The sequence below is a fragment of the Mumia spirodelae genome (assembly GCF_050632745.1).
GTDB lineage: Bacteria > Actinomycetota > Actinomycetes > Propionibacteriales > Nocardioidaceae > Mumia.
Map to the genome: position 1 here is coordinate 1,258,725 of NZ_JBODSD010000001.1, position 22,610 is coordinate 1,281,334.

General features: G+C 72.0%; 20 protein-coding genes. 17 read left to right on the top strand and 3 right to left on the bottom strand.

All coding sequences use genetic code 11. The annotated features are described in order from the left end of the window. Positions 1 to 15 precede the first annotated feature (15 nt). Positions 16 to 2,157: an MMPL family transporter gene (locus ACQSSQ_RS06180; protein ID WP_431326156.1), complete on the bottom strand. Its 2,142-nt coding sequence runs from the start codon at positions 2,155 to 2,157 to the stop codon at positions 16 to 18. An 88-nt stretch (positions 2,158 to 2,245) separates the two neighbouring features. On the opposite strand from ACQSSQ_RS06180, the gene ACQSSQ_RS06185 reads away from it, so the two are divergent. From ACQSSQ_RS06185 to ACQSSQ_RS06200, 4 genes are read left to right on the top strand one after another with little or no spacing between them, the layout of a single operon-like run. Further along, positions 2,246 to 3,589, top strand: coding sequence for a bifunctional folylpolyglutamate synthase/dihydrofolate synthase (locus ACQSSQ_RS06185; RefSeq protein ID WP_431326157.1), 1,344 nt, complete (start codon positions 2,246 to 2,248; stop codon positions 3,587 to 3,589). Next, entirely contained in the window at positions 3,589 to 3,927 is a 339-nt protein-coding gene (locus tag ACQSSQ_RS06190; protein WP_431326158.1) for a DUF4233 domain-containing protein, read from the top strand. The genes ACQSSQ_RS06185 and ACQSSQ_RS06190 overlap by 1 nt, the downstream gene beginning before the upstream one ends. A gap of 34 nt (positions 3,928 to 3,961) precedes the next feature. Further along, positions 3,962 to 4,372, top strand: coding sequence for a nucleoside-diphosphate kinase (gene ndk, locus ACQSSQ_RS06195; RefSeq protein WP_431326159.1), 411 nt, complete (start codon positions 3,962 to 3,964; stop codon positions 4,370 to 4,372). Between the two features lie 13 nt (positions 4,373 to 4,385). Then, the gene (locus tag ACQSSQ_RS06200) at positions 4,386 to 5,219 is read left to right on the top strand and encodes a phosphotransferase (protein ID WP_431326160.1); all 834 of its coding nucleotides are present in this window, start codon (positions 4,386 to 4,388) and stop codon (positions 5,217 to 5,219) included. Positions 5,220 to 5,238: 19 nt separating this feature from the next. On the opposite strand, the gene ACQSSQ_RS06205 is transcribed toward ACQSSQ_RS06200, so the two are convergent. Further along, a complete protein-coding gene (locus ACQSSQ_RS06205; RefSeq protein ID WP_431326161.1) occupies positions 5,239 to 5,925 on the bottom strand; it encodes an NIPSNAP family protein in 687 nt (228 codons plus the stop codon). A gap of 135 nt (positions 5,926 to 6,060) precedes the next feature. Between ACQSSQ_RS06205 and ACQSSQ_RS06210 the strand changes: the two genes are divergently transcribed. The 13 genes from ACQSSQ_RS06210 (at position 6,061) to ACQSSQ_RS06270 (ending at position 21,295) form a co-directional block, all read left to right on the top strand. Beyond that, positions 6,061 to 7,074, top strand: coding sequence for a LacI family DNA-binding transcriptional regulator (locus ACQSSQ_RS06210; protein WP_431326162.1), 1,014 nt, complete (start codon positions 6,061 to 6,063; stop codon positions 7,072 to 7,074). A gap of 131 nt (positions 7,075 to 7,205) precedes the next feature. Next, positions 7,206 to 8,855, top strand: a complete 1,650-nt coding sequence (locus tag ACQSSQ_RS06215) for a glycoside hydrolase family 13 protein (RefSeq protein ID WP_431326163.1) — start codon at positions 7,206 to 7,208, stop codon at positions 8,853 to 8,855. Between the two features lie 81 nt (positions 8,856 to 8,936). Further along, complete coding sequence (locus ACQSSQ_RS06220; protein WP_431326164.1) at positions 8,937 to 10,307, top strand: ABC transporter substrate-binding protein; 1,371 nt, start codon at positions 8,937 to 8,939, stop codon at positions 10,305 to 10,307. Positions 10,308 to 10,395: 88 nt separating this feature from the next. Continuing rightward, entirely contained in the window at positions 10,396 to 11,325 is a 930-nt protein-coding gene (locus ACQSSQ_RS06225) for a carbohydrate ABC transporter permease (protein ID WP_431326165.1), read from the top strand. Next, positions 11,322 to 12,323, top strand: a complete 1,002-nt coding sequence (locus ACQSSQ_RS06230) for a carbohydrate ABC transporter permease (RefSeq protein WP_431326166.1) — start codon at positions 11,322 to 11,324, stop codon at positions 12,321 to 12,323. Before ACQSSQ_RS06225 ends, ACQSSQ_RS06230 begins: the two co-directional genes overlap by 4 nt. Positions 12,324 to 12,391: 68 nt before the next feature. Beyond that, positions 12,392 to 13,426: a rod shape-determining protein gene (locus tag ACQSSQ_RS06235; RefSeq protein WP_431326167.1), complete on the top strand. Its 1,035-nt coding sequence runs from the start codon at positions 12,392 to 12,394 to the stop codon at positions 13,424 to 13,426. A 4-nt stretch (positions 13,427 to 13,430) separates the two neighbouring features. Next, a complete protein-coding gene (gene mreC, locus ACQSSQ_RS06240; RefSeq protein WP_431326168.1) occupies positions 13,431 to 14,282 on the top strand; it encodes a rod shape-determining protein MreC in 852 nt (283 codons plus the stop codon). Positions 14,283 to 14,284: 2 nt separating this feature from the next. Next, a complete protein-coding gene (gene mreD / locus ACQSSQ_RS06245; RefSeq protein ID WP_431326169.1) occupies positions 14,285 to 14,800 on the top strand; it encodes a rod shape-determining protein MreD in 516 nt (171 codons plus the stop codon). A 2-nt stretch (positions 14,801 to 14,802) separates the two neighbouring features. After that, entirely contained in the window at positions 14,803 to 16,920 is a 2,118-nt protein-coding gene (gene mrdA, locus ACQSSQ_RS06250; protein ID WP_431326170.1) for a penicillin-binding protein 2, read from the top strand. After that, positions 16,917 to 18,125: a rod shape-determining protein RodA gene (gene rodA / locus ACQSSQ_RS06255; RefSeq protein WP_431326171.1), complete on the top strand. Its 1,209-nt coding sequence runs from the start codon at positions 16,917 to 16,919 to the stop codon at positions 18,123 to 18,125. Before mrdA ends, rodA begins: the two co-directional genes overlap by 4 nt. An 81-nt stretch (positions 18,126 to 18,206) precedes the next feature. Continuing rightward, complete coding sequence (locus ACQSSQ_RS06260) at positions 18,207 to 18,800, top strand: hypothetical protein (RefSeq protein WP_431326172.1); 594 nt, start codon at positions 18,207 to 18,209, stop codon at positions 18,798 to 18,800. A 90-nt stretch (positions 18,801 to 18,890) separates the two neighbouring features. Continuing rightward, positions 18,891 to 20,846, top strand: a complete 1,956-nt coding sequence (locus tag ACQSSQ_RS06265) for a TIGR03960 family B12-binding radical SAM protein (RefSeq protein ID WP_431326173.1) — start codon at positions 18,891 to 18,893, stop codon at positions 20,844 to 20,846. After that, positions 20,846 to 21,295 carry a GNAT family N-acetyltransferase gene (locus ACQSSQ_RS06270; protein WP_431326174.1) on the top strand — a complete coding sequence of 150 codons (450 nt, stop codon included), beginning with the start codon at positions 20,846 to 20,848 and terminating at the stop codon, positions 21,293 to 21,295. The genes ACQSSQ_RS06265 and ACQSSQ_RS06270 overlap by 1 nt, the downstream gene beginning before the upstream one ends. A 104-nt stretch (positions 21,296 to 21,399) precedes the next feature. Here the strand turns inward: ACQSSQ_RS06270 and ACQSSQ_RS06275 are convergent, their stop codons facing one another. Continuing rightward, complete coding sequence (locus ACQSSQ_RS06275; RefSeq protein ID WP_431326175.1) at positions 21,400 to 22,602, bottom strand: MFS transporter; 1,203 nt, start codon at positions 22,600 to 22,602, stop codon at positions 21,400 to 21,402. Between the last annotated feature and the right edge of the window lie 8 nt (positions 22,603 to 22,610).

Consider the following 22,610-nt stretch of genomic DNA (forward strand, 5'->3'; position numbering starts at 1 on the left):
GGTTCTTGCCTGTCCTCACGGGGAGGGCGGGCCTGCCTCCGCCCCGGCCGTGACGGCCTCCTCGGTCGGGTCGTGCGGTCCGGTGGCGACGTCGACGTCCTCCTTGTGCCCGAGCGGGCTCGGCCACCACATGTGGCGCCCGACGTCGAGGTTGAGCGCGGTCACCAGCACCGACCGGACGACGAGGGTGTCGAGCAGCACGCCGAATGCCACGGCGAAGCCGATCTCCGCGAAGAAGACGAGCGGAAGCGTGCCGAGGACCGCGAACGTGCCGGCGAGCACGAGGCCGGCCGACGTGATCACGCCGCCGGTCGCCGCCAGGCCGATGAGGGCACCCCGGCGCGTGCCGTAGCGCAGCGCCTCCTCGCGCACCCGGGTCATGAGGAAGATGTTGTAGTCGATCCCGAGCGCCACCAGGAACACGAACACGAACAGCGGGAACGACGTGTCGGTCCCCGCGAAGTCGAACACGTGACGGAACACCAGGGCGCTGACGCCGAGGGCCGCTCCGAAGGACAGGACCACCGTGGCCAGCAGGATCAGCGGCGCGACGACCGCCCGCAGCAGCACCATGAGGATGAGCAGCACGACCACGAGCACGGCCGGGATGATCACCCGGTTGTCGCGCGCGGACGCGGTCTGGATGTCGAGCGTGACCGCCGTCATCCCGCCCACCAGCGCGTCCGGGTCCACCGCGTCGAGGTCGCTGCGGAGCGACTCGATCTCGTCGTACGCGGCGTCGCTGTCGGGCTCGGCCTCGAGCGTGCCCTCCATGTAGGCCCAGTCGCCCTCGACGCGAGGCTCGGTGACGCTCCCGGGTGCGATCCCGTCGCTCGCCTGGAACGTCGCACGGACGTCGTCGGCGGTCTCGGGGCTCGACAGCACGACGACCGGAGCTCCCGCGCCGCCCGGGAAGTGCTCGGCGAGGACCTTCTCGCCCTTGACCGAGTCCGGCGTGCCGAGGAACGCCTCCTCGGTGCTCAGGCCGGTCGCGTTGAGCTGGAAGATGCCGAGGCTGGCGATCGCGAGCACCAGCGAGGTCGTCACCCACACGCGGCGCGGTGCGCGGGCGATCCGGCGGCCCACGCCGGCCCACAGGCCGTGGGAGCTCGGGTCGGGGTCGCGGTGGTGCGGGATGCGCGGCCAGAAGATCCAGCGTCCGAGGACCACCAGGAGCGCGGGGAGGAGCGTCAGCATCACGGCGAGGCCGCAGACGATCCCGATCGCGGCGACGGGACCCAGGCCGCGGGTGGAGGTCATCTGCGCGAGCAGGAGGCAGAGCATGCCGATCGCGACCGTCGCGCCGCTGGCGATGATCGCCGGTCCGGCGCGGTGCAGCGCGACCGCCATCGCCTCGCGGCGGCTCTCGTGCCGACGCAGCTCCTCGCGGTAGCGGGCGACCAGGAGCAGCGCGTAGTCGGTGCCGGCGCCGAAGACGAGCACGGTCAGGATGCTGGCGCTCTGACCGTCCACGGTGAGGTTGGCGTGCTTGGCGAGCAGGACGACGACCGCCTGCGCGACGGTGAGCGCGACACCGGCCGATATCACGGGGAGCAGCCACAGCACGGGGCTGCGGTAGGTGAAGAGGAGCAGCACGGTCACGACGCCGGCGGCGGCGAGGAGCAGCGTGCTGTCGATCCCCTCGAAGACCGCGGCGGAGTCTGCGGCCTGCCCGGCGGGACCGGTGACGAACGCCTCGAGGCCGTCGGGGCCGTCGTTCGCGGTCGCCTGGATGTCGTCGACGACGTCGGGCGCCTTGTTCCAGCCGTCGGCACCGAGGTTGAGCGGGACGATGATCTCGAGCGCCTCGCCGTCCTCCGACGGGATCGGCCCGACGACCTCGCCGTCGAGGTCGTCGCGCTGGGCGAACGTCGCCGCGTCCTCCTGCGCGGCGGCCATGTCGGCAGGCTGGATGCCGCCGTCGCGCTCGTACACCACGACAGCCGGGATCATGTTGGGGGAGGAGAACGTCTCCGCTGCCTTGAGGGCCTTCGTGGACTCGGCACTGCTGGGCAGCCAGTTCTCGGCCTCGTTCTCCTGGACGTCGGTCAGCTGCCCGGCCAGCGGGCCGAGCAGTCCGACCACGACCACCCAGAAGACGATGGCGATGGCAGGCGTGAAGCGGTGGTTGATCCATCCGGCGATCGATCGGTGCATGACGTTCCCCCTGGCTGCAACTCTTCGACCGTACGACCGGGCAGGCGTCGGGAAGTCATCGCTTGCATCCCTGGGATACTGGACGGTGATGACGAATCCCACCTACGTCGACGTGGAGCGCGCCCTGCTGGCGCGCTGGCCGGAGACCAAGCTCGAGCCGTCGCTGGACCGCATCCGTGCCCTGTGCCGGCTGATGGGCGACCCCCAGACGGCGTACCCGGTGATCCAGCTGACCGGCACCAACGGAAAGACCTCGACCGGCCGCATGATCGACGCGCTGCTGCGGGGCCTCGGCGTCCGGACGGGGCGGTTCACCAGCCCGCACCTGGTGTCGATGACCGAGCGGGTGAGCATCGACGGCGAGCCGCTGAGCGAGGAGCTGTTCGTCGAGGCGTACGCCGACGTCGCCGCGTACGCGCAGGTGGTCGACGACAGCCAGCCGATCCCGCTGTCCTACTTCGAGCTGATGGTCGGCCTGGCCTACCAGGCGTTCGCCGACGCGCCGGTGGACGTGGCCGTGGTCGAGGTCGGGATGGGCGGCACGTGGGACGCCACCAACGTCGTCGACGCGTCCGTGGCCGTGATCACGCCGATCGACGTCGACCACTCCCGCTACCTCGGTGACACGCCGGGCGACATCGCGGTGGAGAAGGCGGGGATCATCAAGCCGGGCGCCCAGGTCGTCGTCGCGCGCCAGCCCGAGGATGCCGCCGCCGAGATCGCGGCCCGGGCCACCGAGGTCGGGGCGACGCTGGTGCGCGAGGGCATCGAGTTCGGCGTCACCGCGCGGACGCCCGCCATGGGCGGACAGCTCCTGACGCTGCAAGGGCTCGGGGCGTCGTACGACGAGGTCTTCCTGCCGCTCTTCGGTGAGCACCAGGCCCACAACGCCTCGTACGCCCTCGCGGCCGTGGAGGCGTTCACCGGCGGCAAGGAGCTGGACGCGCAGATCGTGCGCGACGCGTTCGCGAGCGTCACCTCGCCGGGCCGGCTCGAGATCGTGCGCCGCAGCCCGACGGTGGTCCTCGACGCGGCCCACAACCCGGCGGGTGCGCGGGCGACCGCCGAGGCCGTGCAGGAGGCGTTCTCGTTCACGCCGCTGATCGGCGTGGTCGGCGTGATGGCCGACAAGGAGGTCGACGAGATCCTCCAGGCGTTCGAGCCGGTGATGGCCGAGATCGTGTGCACCCAGAACGCGACGAGCCGGGCGATGCCCGCGCACGAGCTGGCCGACGTGGCGGAGGGCATCTTCGGCACGGACCGCGTGCACGTGGCCAAGCGCCTCCCGGACGCGATCGAGAAGGCGGTCGCGCTCGCCGAGAGCGAGCGGTACGGCGAGGGGGTCGGGGGCGGCGGTGTCCTCGTGACGGGGTCGGTGGTGACCGCGGGAGAGGCGCGCGTGCTGCTCGCGCCGAAGGAGTCGGTGGACTGATGCGCGGGATGTGTGCAGGGGTTCTGTTCTTCGAGGCGATCGTCCTCGCGCTGGCGACGCCGGTGATGATCCAGGTCGAGGACGTCCCGCCGGGCGTCGCGCTCACGTGGGGGCTGGGGCTGGCGGGGCTGGCGCTGGTCACCTCGGGGCTGCTGCGGTTCCCGTGGGCGTACGGCCTGGGCTGGCTCGTGCAGGTCGGTGCGGTGGCGATGGGGTTCGTGATGCCGATCGCGTTCTTCGTCGGCGGCATGTTCGCCGCGATCTGGACGACGGCGTGGGTGCTGGGCCGGCGGATCGAGCGCGACCGGGCGGCCAACCCCGAGTTCTACGCCCGCTGAGGCCCCCGGGACCGGCCTCGCTAGGCTTCGCTGCATGTCCGAACGCACTCTGGTCCTGCTCAAGCCCGACGCCGTCCGCCGCGGGCTGGTCGGGGAGATCCTCGGCCGCTACGAGACGAAGGGCCTGAGCATCGTCGCGATGTGGTTCGGGACGATCGACGGCGACCAGGCCGACGCCCACTACGCCGAGCACGTCGAGCGCGACTTCTACCCGCCGCTGCGCGCGTTCGTGACGTCCGGCCCGATGGCGGCGCTGGTGCTCGAGGGTGACGCGGCGATCGACGTCGTCCGTCTCCTCAACGGCGCGACCGACGGTCGGGTCGCGGCACCCGGCACCATCCGCGGCGACCTCTCGCTGTCCAACCGCGAGAACCTCGTCCACGGCTCCGACTCCGCGGAGTCCGCCGCGCGCGAGATCGCGCTCTGGTTCCCCGACCTGGGCTGAGCGCCCGGTCCGCGTGAGGTACGTCGAGCCGGACCCGTCGCTGCCCGAGGTCCCGCTCGCCGGTGGCGACGTGACCGACGGGCTGGTCCGGGTCGGCGCCACGGTCCGTCGTCCGACCGGCCCGCACAGCCGGCTGGTCGTCGACGTCCTGACGCACCTGGAGGCGGTCGGCTTCGTGGGTGCGCCTCGGTTCCTCGGCACCGACGCTTCCGGACGGCAGGTCCTGTCGTACGTCCCCGGCGAGGTCGCGTCGCGCCCGCGCCCCGGCTGGGTCGCCGACGAGGCGCGGATGGTCAGCGTCGCCCGGCTGCTGCGCCGGTACGACGACGCGGTCGCGCCCCTGGGCATCCCTGCGTCGGCCGACGGCGCCCACCTCGCGGCGCCTGCGGACGCCCCACGCCGCGTCGCCGGGCCACCCGAGCTGGTCGGGCACCTCGACGTCACCCCTGACAACGTCGTCTTCGTCGACGGGGAGGCGGCCGCCCTCATCGACTTCGACTTCGCCCGCCCGGCGACGCGGACCGAGGAGGTGCAGAACCTCCTCCTGTGGTGGGCGCCCCTCGTACCCCCGCAGGACCGCCCGGACGTGCTCCGGGAGGTGGACGCGTTCGCGCGCACCCGCCTGCTCGTGGAGGCGTACGGTCTCGGGCCGGCCGATCGTGGACGCCTGGTCGACGTCGTCGAGAACGCCGCGGCCCGCTCCTGGTTCCTCATGCGGGAGCGCGCCGAGCGCCTCGGCGGTGGTTGGGCGCGGATGTGGTCCGAGGGCGTGGGGGACGCGATCCGCAGGCGGCAGGCGTGGATCGCCGCGCACCGCGACACGCTGGTGCGTGCCGTGGGGGCCTGACGGGGGTCGACGAGCGCGTTCAGCGGAAGGCGGACTGCTCGGTGGGGACGAGCCGGAGCTCCTCGACGGCTGCCGACCGGAGGGCCGCGAGCACGCGGTCCGACGACGCGGCGGAGCCGAGCCTGCGCACGTGCGTGGCGTGGTCGGCCTCGGACGCGAACCGGGCGACCCGAACGTAGGCGCGGACGTCCTCGCGCACCGGAAGGGCGGGATAGGCGTTGACGACGTCGGCCGAGGCGTACGCGGCGACCCGCGCGGAGCCCAGCCCTGCCAGGGCCGCGTCGCCGCCGTCCGCCATGAGCATGGCGAAGCCGTCCAGGTCGTCGGGTCGGTAGAGGGTCACGACGACGAGCCCTCCGACGCCTGCGGGGGCGGAGACGGGGAGGGCGCCCGCAGCGACCGGGCGGAGGAGCAGGACGTCGTCCCACGCGAGCATCGTCGCGTTCGCGGCGTCCCGGTGCCGTGCCCAGGCCGGACCGCCGTAGAACGCGCGGAGGGACGCGCCCCGGCTCGCCGGGTCGTCGAACCCGCGCAGCCAGACGAACGCGTCGGGGCGGTCGAGGTCACGGAACTGCCCGAGGACCGACATCCCTGCCTCCTCCTGCGGGGCCACCAGATCCGCTTCGAACAGGCGGATCAGGGTCTCGCGCTCCCCGGGACGGAGGACGTAGCGGCGGAGCTCGACGAGCGCGGTGCGGGCGGCCATGGCCTCACCCTGCCAGCGGGGACCGACACGTCGAGACGTACGGCGGGGCGGCTGCGAGCAGTGGTGTCATCTTCTTGCGCAATCTTTGGCGCATCCTTGCAGACAGGTGACGTTCCAGAGCGCTAGGGTTTCGTCATGGCTCGACGTATCGCTGAGGTGGCGGCCCGGTCCGGAGTGAGCGAGGCCACGGTCAGTCGCGTCCTCAACGGCAAGCCCGGCGTCTCGGAGGCGACCCGCTCGACCGTCCTCACGGCCCTCGACGTGCTCGGCTACGAGCGCCCCAGCAAGCTCCGCGGCGAGCGCGCCAGGCTCGTCGGCCTCGTCCTGCCCGAGCTCCAGAACCCGATCTTCCCCGCCCTGGCCGAGGTCGTCGGGGCCCACCTGGCGCAGCACGGGCTGACCCCGGTGCTCTGCACGCGGACCGCCGGGGGTGTGGGGGAGTCGGAGTACGTCGACCTCCTCCTCGAGCAGCAGGTGGCCGGCGTCGTCTTCGCCGGGGGCGACTACAGCCAGGCCGACGCCGACCACGCGCACTACGAGCGTCTGGTCAACCGCAAGCTGCCGGCGGTCCTCATCAACGCGGCCATCGACGAGCTGCCCTTCCCCCGCGTGGTCTGCGACGACGCGATCGCGGCCGAGCAGGCGGTCGGGCACCTGCTGTCGCTCGGCCACACCCGGATCGGCTTCGTCCTGGGCCCGTCGGACCACCTGCCCTCGGAGCGCAAGCTGGCCGCCGCCGCGCAGGTCCTCGAGCGCGCCGGCACGCCCCTCGACCCCTCCCTCGTGGAGCGCAGCCTCTACTCGCTGCAGAGCGGGCAGGCGGCCGCGACCCGCCTCCTCAAGCGGGACGTGACCGGCATCGTGTGCGCCAGCGACCCGCTGGCCCTCGGCGCGATCCGCGCGGTGCGGCGGCTTCGTCTCGCGGTCCCGGAGGACGTCTCGGTCGTGGGTTACGACGACTCGGCGTTCATGAGCTCGACCGACCCGCCGCTGACCACCGTCCGCCAGCCGATCGAGGCGATGGGGCGGGCGGCGATCACGCTGCTGCTGCGGCAGATCTCCGGTGCTCCGACGCCCGCGGACGACATCTACTTCGAGCCGGAGCTGGTGGTCCGTCGGTCGACGGGCGCTGCAAAGTTGCGAAATTAATTACATCCTGTCGAGTTCTTGCGGCGCGCTGATCGACGTGCGTAACCTCTCGTTCACCTTCGAGAGTGAGGCAGGACACAGTGACAGCACGACGTGCGACCGGCCCGGTCGCCGTTCATCCCGATCCGCACGTGGCAGACCCCGCCGGCGCTCGCGAGTCGGACTGGTGGCGGAGCGCGGCCATCTACCAGGTCTACCCGCGCAGCTTCGCCGACGCGGACGGCGACGGCACGGGTGACCTCGCCGGGGTGCGTGCCCGCCTCCCGTACCTTCGCGACCTCGGCGTCGACGCGATCTGGTTCACGCCGTGGTACCCGTCGCCGATGGCCGACGGCGGCTACGACGTCGCCGACTACCGCGCGATCGACCCGACCTTCGGCACCCTCGACGAGGCGGAGCGGCTGATCGCCGACGCTCTCGACTTCGGCATCCGCACGATCATCGACGTCGTCCCCAACCACATCTCGGACGCCCACGAGTGGTTCCAGGCCGCGCTGGCGGCGGAGCCGGGGTCGCCGGAGCGGGAGCGCTTCTGGTTCCGTCCCGGTCGCGGCGAGGACGGCGGCGAGGCACCGAACTCGTGGACCTCGGAGTTCGGCGGACCGGCCTGGTCGCGGGCGCACCGCCCCGACGGGACGCCCGAGGAGTGGTACCTGCACCTCTTCTCCGCCGAGCAGCCCGACCTCAACTGGGGCCACCCCGACGTCCGCCAGGAGTACGAGGACGTGCTGCGGTTCTGGTTCGACCGGGGTGTCTCCGGCGTCCGGATCGACTCGGCCGCGCTCCTCGCGAAGGACGCCGCACTGCCCGAGGTGCCCGAGGTCCACGGGCCGGGCGCGCACCCGTACGTCGACCGCGACGAGCTCCAGGAGATCTACCGGAGCTGGCGCAAGATCGCAGAGTCGTACGGCGGGGACCGCGCCCTGATCGGGGAGATCTGGCTGCCCGACACCGAGCGGTTCGCGCGCTACCTGCAGCCCGACGTGCTCCACACCGCCTTCAACTTCGACTACATGACGGCGCCGTGGCACGCCGACCGGCTGCGCAGCTCGATCGACACCACGCTCGACATGCACGCCAAGGTCGGGGCACCGGCCACCTGGGTGCTGTCGAACCACGACGTCACCCGGCCGGTCACCCGCTACGGCCGCGAGGACACCGCGTTCGCGTTCGCGACCAAGCGCTTCGGGACGCCGACCGACCTCGCGCTCGGACGGCGTCGCGCCCGGGCCGCCGCGCTGCTCGCGATGGCGCTGCCCGGGTCGTACTACATCTTCCAGGGCGAGGAGCTCGGACTGCCCGAGGTCGAGGACATCCCGCACGAGCGCCGGCAGGACCCGATGTACGCCCGGTCCGAGGGCGTCGATCCCGGGCGGGACGGGTGCCGCGTCCCGCTGCCGTGGTCCGGGGACCACCCGCCGTACGGGTTCGGGCCGGGCAGCGCCGACACGTGGCTGCCGCAGCCCGAGGACTGGGCCGGCCTCACTGCCGAGGCGCAGTCGGCGGACCCGGCGTCGATGCTCTCGCTCTACCGCGTCGCGCTGCTCGTCCGCCGCACGCACCCCGACCTCGGCGACGGGCCGATGGCGTGGCTCGAGTCCCGACCAGGGGTGCTCGCCTTCACCCGGGGCGACTCCTTCGCCTGCGTGGCCAACCTCACCGGCGCACCGGTCGACCTCCCCGCGAACGACCAGATCTGGGTCGCGAGCGCCGCGCTGGAAGGAGGTCGCCTCCCGGCGGACGCCACCGCCTGGCTCCGGCTCCCGCCGACCACCGCGTGACCCCAGCGCGGCACCACCCGACGTCTCTCGCACCGTGCACCCCCGTGGACGACAGCCGTCCACCCATGAAGGAGAAGATCCATGAAGCTGTACCGGAAGCGGATCGCGGCGGTCCTCGCCGTGACCGCGTCGGCGACCGTCCTCGCGGCCTGCGGGTTCGGCGACGACGACACCAACGAGGACGGCAAGGTCACCATCACCGTCGAGGGCTGGCGCCCCGGTGACGAGCAGGCGACCGCCGACTCCGTGAAGGACCTGGTGAAGGAGTTCAACAAGGAGAACCCCGACATCGTGGTCGAGCCCAAGGAGTGGGAGTGGAAGGCAGAGACCTTCCCGGCCCAGCTCGCCGGCGGCACCCTCCCCACGACGTTCCGGGTCCCGTTCACCGACACCCTCGGCCTCGTCCAGCGCCAGCAGATCGCCGACGTGACCAAGCAGGTCCAGGCCCTGCCGTACGCCGACAGCTTCAACGCCAGCGTGCTCGCGGCCGCCCAGGACGCCGACGGCAACATCTACGGGCTCCCGAGCGACGTCTACGGGATGGGGCTGCACTACAACCGACAGCTGTTCGAGGAGGCGGGGCTCGATCCCGACAAGCCGCCGACGACGTGGGACGAGGTGCGGCAGTACGCCCAGCAGATCACCGACAAGACGGGACAGCCGGGCTACGCCCAGATGACCAAGGACAACACCGGCGGCTGGCTGCTCACCACGCTGACGTACGCGCACGGCGGGCGGATCGAGGAGACCGACGGCGACAAGACCACGGCCGTCATCGACAACCCGCAGACCGCCGAGGTCCTGCAGATGCTCAAGGAGATGCGCTGGGACGACAAGTCGATGGGGAGCAACCTCCTCCTCGACTGGGCGGGCATCAACCAGGCGTTCGCCGCGGGCAAGGTCGGCATGTACGTCGGCGGCTCCGACGTCTACAACGCGCTGGTCACCACCAACAGCGTCGACCCGGACACCTACGGGCTCACCGTCGTCCCGCTCACCGACAGCCCGGAGGCGGGCATCCTCGGCGGCGGCTCGGTGTCGGTGGTCAACGCCAAGGCCAGCGACGCGGAGAAGGAGGCCGCGGTGAAGTGGAACGACTTCTTCCGCGTCCGCAAGCTCGTCGACGAGGACGCCGCGGTCCTCGACGCCAAGACGCTGGCCGCGAGCGACCAGCCGATCGGGACGCCTCTCCTGCCGGTCTTCGACGAGGAGACCTGGAAGCAGCAGCGCGAGTGGATCGCCGACTACATCAACGTCCCGGTGGACCAGATGACCGGCTTCACCGACAACATCTTCGCCCAGCAGCTCGTCGCGGAGCCGCCGTCGCACACGCAGGAGGTCTACGGGGTGCTCGACGCCGTGGTGCAGAAGGTGCTGAGCGACGAGAATGCCGACATCGCCGAGCTCCTGGCGGAGGCGAACGACAAGGCCGACCAGATCCTGTCGCAGTGAGTCCCGCGCGCCGGCGGAGCCACCCCTACCTCCGCCGGCGCGCGTACCAACCCGTTCCCCCGACCGACCTCCCCGCCCCAGGAGCCGCATGACCGCCGACGCCCCACCTCGGCCCCGTCCCCGCCGGACCCCGCTCACGTGGATCCGCGGAGGAGGGCTCAGCACCGTCGTGCTGCTGCTGCCGATGCTGCTCGTCTTCGGGCTGTTCTCCTGGTGGCCGATCGCCCGCTCGTTCGTGATGAGCCTGCAGGTCACCAACCTCGTCGGCCCCGCCCAGTGGGTCGGCCTCGACAACTTCCAGGCCGTGCTCGCCGACCCGATGCTAGGCACGGCGCTGTGGAACACGCTCTACTTCGCGCTGCTCGCGCTGATCTTCGGCTACCCCGTGCCGCTGGTGCTGGCGGTGCTGATGAGCGACCTGCGGCGCGGCAAGGGGCTCTACTCGACGCTGGCCTACCTCCCCGTCGTGGTTCCGCCCGCGGTGGCGGTGCTGCTCTGGAAGTTCTTCTACGACGCGAGCCCGAGCGGCGTCTTCAACACGATCCTCGGGTGGGTCGGACTCGGTCCGGTGCCGTGGCTCGAGTCCACGACCTGGGCGATGCCGTCGCTGGTCGTGGAGGCGACCTGGGCTGCGGCCGGCGGCACGGTGATCATCTACCTCGCCGCGCTGGTGGCCGTGCCGCCGGAGCTGTACGACGCGGCCGAGATCGACGGCGCCGGGATCTGGCGCAAGGTCTGGCACGTGACCGTCCCGCAGCTGCGGGCGATCATGCTCATCACCCTCGTGCTCCAGGTGATCGGCACCGCGCAGGTCTTCCTCGAGCCGTTCCTCTTCACCGACGGCGGACCGGACAACTCGACGACGACCCTGCTGCTGCTCGTGTACGACTACGCCTTCGGCAACAGCCTCGGCGGCGACTACGGCAAGGCGACGGCGCTGAGCCTGATGCTGGCCGCCGGTCTGGCCGTCCTCTCCGCGGTGTACTTCCGCCTGACGCGCAAGTGGAGCGACTCATGAGCCTCGACGCCCCCAGCCGACCGGCCGAGGTCGCCGCCGCCTCCGCGGCGACCGCCGAGGCCGCCGCGGGCTCACGGCGGGCGGCGCGCCGCGCTGCCCGGGGTGCGCGCCGTCGCGAGGCGGACGCCCGCGGCTTCACCTCTGGTCACGACCTGCGCCGTCCGAACGTGCTGTGGACGCGGCGCGTGCTCAACGCCCTCGTCCTCGTGGGGCTCGTGGTGGTCGCGCTCGGACCGCTCCTGTGGCTCGCGAAGGCGGCCATCACCCCGACGCAGGACACGCTGCGCAACCCGATGGCGCTCTTCCCGAACGGCACCGACTGGGCGAACCTCACGACCGCGTGGGTGGACCTGAACCTCGGGCTGTACTTCGTCAACACGATCGTGATCGCGCTCGGCTCGTGGCTCACGCAGATGGTGGTCGCGACGACGGGCGGCTACGTGCTCGCGATCGTGCGGCCGCGCTACGGCAAGGTCCTGTACGGGCTCGTGCTCGCGACGCTGTTCGTCCCGACGGTGGTGCTCCTGGTGCCGCTCTACCTCACGGTGCTCGACGTGCCGTTCGTGCACGTGTCGCTGCTCAACACGTTCTGGGGTGCGTTCCTGCCCGCCGGCGCCAGCGCCTTCAACGTCGTGCTGGTCAAGCGGTTCCTGGACAACCTCCCGCGGGAGATCATCGAGGCCGCCCGGGTCGACGGCGCGGGTCCGTTCCGGCTGTTCGTGTCGATCGTCCTGCCGATGTCGCGCCCGATCCTCGGCGTCGTCTCGGTGTTCGCGGTCCTGGCGGCGTGGAAGGACTTCCTCTGGCCGCTGCTGGTCCTTCCCGACCCGGAGCTGCAGCCGCTCTCGGTCCGCCTCCCGACCCTCGCTCCGAAGACGGAGCTCGACGTCTTCCTCGCCGCGCTGCTGCTGTCCACGGCGGTGCCGATCGCGTTCTTCCTGCTCTTCCAGCGGTTCTTCCTCCGCGGCGGCGGGCTCGGCGGTGCGGTCAAGGGCTGAGGTCCGGCGGGGCGGGCGCTAGGGCGTGTCTCCCCGGGAAGGCCGCGGCCCCGACCTAGCCTGAGCGCATGTCCTTCCCCTTGCGCAGCCTGCTCGGGCGCGACATGGCGGTCGACCTGGGCACGGCGAACACCCTCGTCTACGTACGAGGCAAGGGCGTCATGCTCGACGAACCGTCGGTCGTGGCCCTCGCTGCGCAGACCCACGAGATCCTCGCCGTGGGGTCGGAGGCCAAGCGGATGCACGGCCGCACGCCGGACGCGATCTCCGTGATCCGACCCATGAAGGACGGCGTCATCGCGGACTTCGAGGCGTGCGAGCACATGCTGCGGCTGTTCATCCAGCAGGTGCACCGCAGGCGCTACTTCACCAAGCCCCGCCTCGTGGTGTGCGTCCCGAGCGCGATCACCTCGGTCGAGCAGCGGGCCGTCCGCGAGGCCGGCTACCAGGCCGGCGCGCGGCAGGTGTTCATCGTCGAGGAGCCGATGGCGGCCGCGCTCGGAGCCGGGCTGCCCGTGCACGAGCCGACCGGCAACATGATCGTCGACGTCGGGGGCGGTACGACGGAGGTCGCCGTGATCGCCCTCGGCGGCATCGTCGCCTCCCGCTCGATCCGCACCGCGGGCGACGACATGGACGAGGCGATCGTCGCGTGGTTCAAGAAGGAGCACGCGCTCCTGCTCGGGGACCGTACGGCCGAGGACCTCAAGGTCGCGGCGGGCTCGGCGTTCCCGATGCCCGACGAGCGCACCGTCCACGTGCGCGGGCGCGACCTCGTCGGAGGCCTCCCGCGGACGGTCGACGTGACCGCCGCGGAGGTGCGCCGGGCGCTGGAGGAGCCGGTCGCCGCGATCGTCGACGCGGTCCGGAGCACGCTCGACCTGACTCCGCCCGAGCTCGCCGGCGACATCATGGACCGCGGCATCGTCCTCACCGGGGGCGGCGCTCTCCTGCACGGGCTGGACGACCGGATCCGTCACGAGACCAAGATCCCGGTCCACGTCGTCGACGACCCGCTCCACTCCGTCGCGCTCGGTGCCGGCAAGTGCGTCGAGGAGTTCGACGCCCTCCAGCAGGTGCTGACCTCCGAGCCTCGCAGGTGATCCGGTGGCCAGGACCCGGACCCGTCCCGACCACGAGCCACGCCGTCCGCGCACGGTGCTGCTCGTGCTGCTGCTCGCCGCCGTCGCCCTGATCAGCGTCGACCTCTCCGGTGCAGGGTCGCCTGCACGGACCCTCGCCGGCACCGTGCTCGGCCCGCTCGAGTCCGGCGCGAACCGCCTGCTGTCCCCGTTCGGCGTGGACACCTTCGCGACCCGCGACGAGCTGCGCGACGAGAACGCCGACCTCGCGGCGGAGAACGCCCGCCTGCGCGGCCTGGTCGCGTCCTCCGACGTCGACCGCACCCGCCTGGCGGAGTACGACGCGCTGGCGGACTTCGCGACGTCGGCCGACCTCGAGACCGTCACCGCCCACGTGGTCGGGATCGGTGCCGCGCAGTCCTTCCGGCGTACCGTCACGCTCGACGCGGGCACCTCGCGGGGCGTGCGGCGCGACATGACCGTCCTCGGTCCTGACGGGCTGGTGGGGCGCGTGATCAGCGCGACCCCGACCAACGCGGTCGTCCTCCTGATCGTGGACGCCGACTCCGTGGTCGGGGCGCGGCTCGGTGCCGAGCACGAGCTCGGGATGCTGCGCGGTGACGGCAGCCTCTCGGGATCGGGTCGCCTGACCCTCGAGGTGCTCGACCGTACGACGGTCCCGAAGGTCGGCGACCCGATCGTCTCCTGGGGCTCGCGGGGCGGTGTCCCGTACATCGCCGGCGTCCCGGTCGGTCGCGTCGAGAAGGTCGTCGAGTCGCCGCGCGACGAGACGGCGACGGTGACCGTGGCGCCGTACGTCGACTTCTCCTCCCTCGACACCGTCTCCGTCGTGGTCGGCGCGCGGCAGGGCTCGTGACCGTGGACGCCCGACGTGTCGCGCTCGTCGTCGCGCTGCTGGTCGCGGCGGTGGTCGTCCAGGTGAGCGTGCTCGCCCCGCTGGTCCCGACCGCCGTCGTCCCCGACGTGGTGCTGGTCGTGGTGGTCGCGGTCGGGCTGTGCCGTGGCGCGGCCGACGGGGCCTGGGCGGGGTTCGTCGGTGGTCTCCTCCTCGACGCCGCGCCTCCTGCGGACCACGTGCTCGGGCAGTGGGCGCTCGCGCTCACGGTCGCGGGCTACCTCGCGGGCACCGTCGACCGCGGCAGCCGCCCGTCATGGCTGAGCGACAGCCTCACGGTCGCCGCGGCCGCGTTCGTCGGGACGTCGCTCTTCGCGCTCACCGCCCTCGTGCTGGGGGAGCCGGGCGTGGACGTCGCGACCGTGCTCCCGGTCGTCGCGCTGGCTGTCGTGTACGACGTGGTGCTCGGCCTCGCCGTGGTGCCGGGCGTCCGCGCCCTGCTCGGGCGGCTGGAGCCGGCACCGCGGGTCAGGTGGTGAGCGTGCGTCGCAGCCGGGCGAGGGTCGTCGTGGTGCAGGTGCTGGTCGTCGCGCTGTTCGCGACCCTGCTCGCCCGCCTCTGGTACGTGCAGGTGGTCGGCGGCGACGAGTACCAGGCGCGTGCGGAGAACAACGCCAACCGCCAGGTCGTCGTGCAGCCGCAGCGCGGTCTCGTCGTCGACGCGATGGGGAGGGCGCTTGCCGCGAACCGGGTGACGTGGGTGGTCACCGTGGACCGGTCACGGCTGACGCGGCTCGACCCGGAGGAGCAGACCGAGGTCCTGGGACGCCTGGCGACGCTGGTCGACCTGAAGTACGACGTGCTGCTCGACCGCATCAAGCTCTGCGGCGAGGAGGGCGCGCCCGAGCCGCCGGTGTGCTGGAACGGCTCGCCGTACGAACCCGTGCCGGTCGCCCAGGACGTCCCGAGCGACGTGGCGCTGTCGCTGTCGGAGCGGGCCGAGGAGTTCCCGGCGGTCGCCGCCGAGCAGCGGTCCGTGCGCGCCTACCCGAGCCCCGAGGGCGTCAACGCCGCACAGCTGCTCGGCTACGTCAGCCCGATCACCGCCGACGAGTACGACGCGGCGCGCGCGAGCGACGACGAGACCCTCAACGCGGCGTCCGTCGTGGGGCGGGCCGGGGTGGAGCGCAGCTACGACGCCGACCTGCGGGGCGTACCCGGGACGACGGGCAAGTCGGTGGACTCGCACGGCCGCGTGATCGCCGAGGGCGACGCCGTGGACCCCGAGGCCGGCAGCACGCTGGTCACCAGCATCGACGCGCGCGTCCAGGCGCTCGCCGAGACCCAGCTCGAGAAGGCGATCAAGAAGGCCCGCACGACCCACGACGACGTCACCGGCCGCGACTACGAGGCCACCGCCGGCGCCGCCGTGGTCCTCGACCCCGACGACGGGAGGGTGATCGCGGCGGCCAGCTATCCGTCGTACGACCCGCAGGTCTGGGTCGACGGCATCACCGACCGGCAGCTCAAGGCGCTCTACGCCGACGACTCCGGCACGCCGCTGCTCTCGCGGGTCACGCAGGCGCAGCTCGCCCCGGGCTCGACGTGGAAGCCCTTCGTCGCCGCAGGTGCCCTCGAGGACCGGTGGGACACCGGCTCGCGGCTGAACTGCTCGTCCGGGCTGCAGGTCGGCAACCGCTGGTTCAAGAACTATGAGTCGGCGTCGTACGGCCCGATCGGATTCGACCAGGCGCTCTCGGTCTCGTGCGACACGTTCTTCTACCGGATCGCGTACGAGGCCTGGATGGAGCAGGGCGGCAGCGAGGCCGACACCGACGTGCACGACCCGCTGGTCGAGATGGCGCGGGCGTTCGGCTTCGGCGAGCGCACCGGCATCGACATCCCCGGCGAGGCGAGCGGCCGGATCGGAGACCGGCAGTGGCGCCAGGACTACTGGAAGGCCAACAAGGACCGCTACTGCAAGATCGCCGCGAAGCCGGAGAAGGTGAAGAGCGCCTACCTGCGGCTGTTCGCACGGGAGTTCTGCGCCGACGGCTACGTCTACCGGGCGGGCGACGCGGTGAACTTCTCGATCGGGCAGGGCGAGACGCTGGTGACACCGCTGCAGCTCGCGACGGCGTACGCGGCGCTGGCCAACGGCGGCACGCTGTACGAGCCGCGGGTCGGGAAGGCGGTGCTGGCCGCGGACGGCTCCGTGGTGCGCGACATCGCGCCGAAGAAGGCGGGCCGCGTGCCGGTGACGAAGAAGCACCTGAAGTACATCGACGACGCGCTCCTCGACACCGCCAGGACCGGCACGATGGCGTGGAAGATGGGGGGCTTCCCGCTCGACCAGGTCAAGCTCCGCTCCAAGACCGGCACCGCCGAGGTCACCGGGCGGCAGACGACCGGCTGGGTGGCGTCGTACGACGACAACTACGTGGTCGTGATGATGATGGAGCAGGGCGGCACCGGCTCCGGCTCCTCCGGCGAGGCGGTGCGGGCGATCTGGGAGGGTCTGTACGGCATCAAGGACGGCAAGGTCCACCGCGACCAGGCCCTGATGCCGGACGGGCGACCCCCGAAGACGCTCCCGCGGGTCGCCTCCGACGGCAAGATCCTGGCGCCGGTCTCCCCCCGGAAGAAGGACGACCGGTGAGCGGCCGGGGGACGGTACGCCCCGCGCTGAGGCCCGGGGCGTCGGTGCGGACCGCGTGGGGAGACGTCGACCTTCCGCTGGTCGCGTCCGCGCTCGGGCTGTCGGTGATCGGCATGCTGCTGGTGTGGTCCGCGACCGCGTCGCGCGACGACCTGACCGGCGGTGACCCGACGGCGTACCTCGTCAAGCAGGCCACGAATGTCGTCATCGCGGTCGGGCTCGGCGCCATCATGGCGGCGACCGACCGGCGGTGGATCCGCCTGTGGGCGCCGGTGGTCTACGGCGCTGCGGTGGTCGGTCTCGCGCTCGTGTTCGTGCCCGGGATCGGCGCGGTCGTCAACGGGTCGCGCTCGTGGCTCCAGGTGGGCGGGCTGTCCCTCCAGCCGGCGGAGCTCGCCAAGCTCGGGGTCGTGCTCGTCATGGCGCTGCTCTTCGCCGAGCGGACCGAGGGCGCGATGCGGCGTACCGTCCGGTCCTCCGACGTCCTGCTCGCGCTGGCGTGCGCCGGGGTCCCGGCCGCGCTGATCCTCGCCCAGCCCGACCTGGGGACGCTGATGGTGCTGGTCGCGATCGTGCTCGGCGTGCTCGCGGTCGCGGGCGTCCGGCTCCTGTGGCTCGGCGGGCTGGTCGCGGCCGGGCTCGCCGTGGTCGTCGTGGCGGTGTCCGTCGGGCTGATCGAGGAGTACCAGGTCCTGCGGTTCGAGGCGTTCACCGATCCCGACCTCGACCCGCGCGGCGCTGGCTACAACACGGTGCAGGCGCGGATCGCGATCGGCAACGGGGGACTGCTCGGGCAGGGCCTCTTCCACGGGACGCAGACGCAGGCCGGATTCGTGCCCGAGCAGCACACCGACTTCGTGTTCACGGTGGCGGGGGAGGAGCTCGGGCTGCTCGGCGCCGGGCTCGTCGTGGTCCTGCTCGCGGTGCTGGTCTGGCGCTGCCTGCGGATCGCGCAGCGCGCCGACGACCTCTTCGACCGGCTGGCGGCCGCCGGGATCGGGTGCTGGTTCGGCTTCCAGGCGTTCCAGAACATCGGGATGTCGCTCGGGATCATGCCCGTGACCGGGGTGCCGCTCCCGTTCGTCTCGTACGGCGGCACCGCGCTGTTCGCGTCGGCGATGGCGGTCGGCCTGCTGGTCGCGATCGGACGCCGCAGCGCGCCCCCGGCGGTCGTGGTCCAGTCCCGCGCCGTCCGCTCCCGCTGAAAGCGCCGCGAAACCACCGCGCAAGCGGTCGTGCCGATCGTGGGGACGTCAACGTCCCGACGACCGGAAGGAACCATGCCCATGCGTGGACAGAAGCATCTCGTGGTGCTGGTGGGAGCACTCGCCCTCGTCGCCACGGTCCTGGGGTGGACCGCCTCGGCGGCGCCCACCCCGAAGGCGGCCCCGAACGCACCCGCGGCCACGACGCTGTCGAAGGCCCAGGTCACGACCCTCGACGCCAAGCTCGCCGCGGTCTCCCGGCGGGCGAAGGTCAAGCCCGTCCGTACGGCGGTCAACCAGCTGTCGTGGGAAGGCGGGAACGTCGTCCTGACCCTCCCGCTGCCGGGGGAGAGGAAGGCGCGCGCCCGAGGCGAGGCACGCGTGGCGACGAAGGCGGCTGCGTGCGCGTACGGGTATGCGTGCCTCTACGAGAAGGCGGCCTACAGGGGTGGCCGGCTGTCGTTCAAGACGTGCGCCTTCCGGTACTTGTCGAAGTACGGCTGGGTCAACAGGACCTCGTCCTGGAAGAACAACCAGACCAAGGGCACCTACTCGACCCTGCAGTACTGGACGGGCAAGAACCGCGCCGTTCTCAACGCGACGAACGCGCCCAGCTCGGTCTGGTACGTCGGGGGCCCGAGCGACGACCGGGCCGACTACATCCGCGTGTGCTGAGCCGGAGGGATCGGCATCCGCCCGTGAGGGGCGCACGGGACCCCGGCGACGAATTCGGCCGCTGGGGTCCCGCTCGTTACTCTGGTGAGCATGTCCGCGCAGCACCTCGACGACACCCGCATCGCGTCGGTCTTCGACCGGCTCGAGCCGATCCTCCCGACGATCAGCAAGCCGATCCAGTACGTCGGCGGCGAGCTCAACTCCGTCGTCAAGGACTGGGACGCCGCCGACGTCCGGTGGGCGCTGATGTATCCCGACGCGTACGAGGTCGGCCTCCCCAACCAGGGCGTCCAGATCCTGTACGAGGTCCTCAACGAGCGCGACTGGCTCCTGGCCGAGCGCACCTACGCGGTGTTCCCGGACATGGAGGCGGCGATGCGCGAGCACGGCATCCCGCAGTTCACGGTCGACACCCACCGTCCGGTGCGGGCGTTCGACCTGCTCGGCGTCTCGTTCTCGACCGAGCTCGGCTACACCAACCTGCTCACCGCGCTCGACCTGGCGGGCATCCCGCTGCACGCCGTGGACCGCACCGACGCGGACCCGGTCGTCCTCGCGGGTGGTCACGCGGCGTTCAACCCCGAGCCGATCGCGGACTTCGTCGACGCCGCCGTGCTGGGCGACGGCGAGGAGATCGTCCTCAAGATCAGCGACGTGGTCCGCGAGTGGAAGGCCGAGGGGCGTCCCGGTGGCCGCGACGAGGTGCTGATGCGCCTGGCCCGCTCGGGCAGCGTCTACGTGCCGAAGTTCTACGACGTCGCCTACCTCCCCGACGGCCGCATCCAGCGTGTCGCCCCCAACCGGCCGGGCGTCCCGTGGCGGGTCACGAAGCACACGCTGATGGACCTCGACCAGTGGCCGTACCCGAAGAACCCGCTCGTCCCGCTCGCCGAGACCGTCCACGAGCGCTACTCCGTGGAGATCTTCCGCGGCTGCACGCGCGGCTGCCGGTTCTGCCAGGCGGGGATGATCACGCGCCCGGTCCGTGAGCGCAGCCTGCAGACGATCGGCGAGATGGTCGACAACGGCCTGAAGAAGTCCGGGTTCGAGGAGGTCGGCCTCCTCTCGCTGTCCAGCGCCGACCACACCGAGATCGGCGAGGTCGCCAAGCAGCTCGGCGACCGCTACGAGGGCTCCAACACCTCGCTCTCGCTGCCGAGCACGCGCGTCGACGCGTTCAACATCACCCTCGCCAACGAGTTCAGCCGCAACGGGCGCCGTTCCGGCCTCACGTTCGCGCCGGAGGGCGGCTCGGAGCGCCTCCGCAAGGTGATCAACAAGATGGTCACCGAGGAGGACCTGATCCGTACGGTCGCCGCCGCGTACTCCCACGGCTGGCGCCAGGTGAAGCTCTACTTCATGTGCGGCCTCCCCACCGAGACCGACGAGGACGTCCTCCAGATCGGCGAGCTCGCCAAGAAGGTCATCGAGACCGGGCGCGAGGTGTCGGGCCGCAAGGACATCCGGTGCACGGTGTCGATCGGCGGGTTCGTGCCCAAGCCGCACACGCCGTTCCAGTGGGCGAGCCAGCTCGACCACGAGACGACCGACGAGCGGCTCCGCAAGCTGCGTGCCTCGGTGCAGTCGGACAAGCGGTTCGGCCGCGCGATCGGCTTCCGCTACCACGACGGCAAGCCCGGCACGATCGAAGGCCTGCTCTCGCGCGGCGACCGCCGGGTCGGCCGCGTGATCGAGGCGGTCTGGCGCGACGGCGGCCGCTTCGACGGCTGGAGCGAGCACTTCTCGTACGACCGCTGGGAGCGCAGCACGGCCGAGGCGCTGGCCGGCGAGCCGGTGGACCTCGACTGGTACACGACGCGTGAGCGCGAGTACGCCGAGGTGCTCCCGTGGGACCACCTCGACTCCGGCCTCGACCGCGACTGGCTGTGGGAGGACTGGCAGGACGCGATCGATCCCGACGGCGCCATCGAGGTCGAGGACTGCCGCTGGACGCCCTGCTTCGACTGCGGGGTGTGCCCGCAGATGGACACCGAGATCCAGATCGGTCCCACCGGCAGGACGCTGCTGCCGCTGAGCGTCGTCTGATGCGGGTCCGCCGCGCGGGGGCGGTGGACGCGCCGGCGCTGGCGGACCTGCGCGTCCGGTGGACCGAGGAGCTGCGCGGGGCGGTCGACGACCCGACGTTCGCCGAGCGGTTCGACGCGTGGTTCGCGCGCGAGTCTGACCGGCGGGTCGCGTGGCTCGCAGAGGCCGACGGGGCGCCGGTCGGGATGCTCAACGTGATGCTGTTCGAGCGGATGCCGCGACCGGGCGCGCCGACGAGCCACTGGGGGTACGTCGCCAACGTGTACGTGGTGCCGGAGCGCCGCGACGCGGGTGTCGGCGGACGGCTGATGGCGGCGGTCACGGCATTCGCCGACGAGACCGACCTGGTGCGCCTGGTCCTCAGCCCGACCGCACGGTCGGTGTCGCTCTACGAGCGCGCCGGGTTCACCGGGGACCACGACCTCCTCGTACGCGGCCGCACTCACTGAGTGCCGTACGCGGCCGGGGTTGCACCGTCGGTGCGTGAGTGGTCACGCGTACGCCGTGGGTGACCACTCACCGACCAACCCGCGGACTGGGCCCGTACGGAGGGTCACGCCCCGGGCAGCTGGTCCTCGACCATCCGCGGCCGGCTGACGTAGGTCCCTGCGACGCCGATCAGCACGGCGAGCGCGACCAGCATCGCGACCGGAGCGCCCCAACCGCCCGTCGTGTCGTGGAGGACGCCGGTCCCGAACGGGCCGAGCGCCGCGATCAGGTAGCCCAGGCCCTGCACGAAGCCGGACAGCGCGACGGTGCCCTCGTGCGTGCGGGACCGCTTGGCGATCATCGTGAGCACCCACGGGAACGCCGCGCCGCCCGCGCCGAGCACCATCGCCCAGAGCCACGGCGCCGCGGTCGGCCACCACAGCAGCCCGAGCCAGCCGACGGCGGTGAGGACGGCGAAGGACCAGGGCAGCCACGGCCGGTCGCCGCTCCAGCCGATCAGCGCCGGTAGCACGAGGGCTGCCGGGATGCCGATGCCGGTGATCAGCGCGAGCATGCTGCCGGCGTACCCGTCGCTCAGGCCCGCGTCCTCGAGGATCGCGGGGAACCAGCCGAACTGCGCGTACGCCTGAGCCGCCTGGGCGCCGAAGCACAGCGCCATCCACCAGGCGAGCGGCGCGCGGACGAGCGCGCTCAGCCCGATCGGCGAGTCGTCGTCCTCCGTGGACCGGACGTCGTGGCCGAGCAGCCGCAGCCAGGGCAGCAGCGTCACGAACGCGAGCAGGGACCAGGTGAACAGGCCCCAGCGCCAGTCGCCGGTGGCCTCCGAGATCGGCACGGTCAGACCCGACGACAGGGTCGCGCCGCCGACGACGGCGGCGCCCGCGATCGAGGAGACGAGCGCGATCTTGTCGGGGAAGTGGACCTTCACCAGCGGGGGCAGGATCACGTTGCCGATCGCGCAGCCGGCGAGCGAGACCGCCGACGCCACGAGGAACAGGCCGCTGCCGTCGGCGAACACCCGCACCGCGAGCCCGAGCGCGATCGCCGCGAGCGAGGCCGCGGCGGTCGTGTGCAGTCCGATGGCGCGCACGACCGTGTTGGCCAGCGAGCCGACGAGCGCGAAGCAGATGACGGGAAGGGTGGTGAGGATGCCCGCCGTGGTCGCCGACATCCCGAGGTCGCCGCGGATCTCGTTGAGCACGACGCCGACGCTGCCGACCGACGCCCGGAGGTTGAGCGCGAGCAGAACGAGACAGATCAGGACGAACGCGCGCTTACCGGCGGACTCGAGAGAGGGGGAGGTCACCCGAGCAA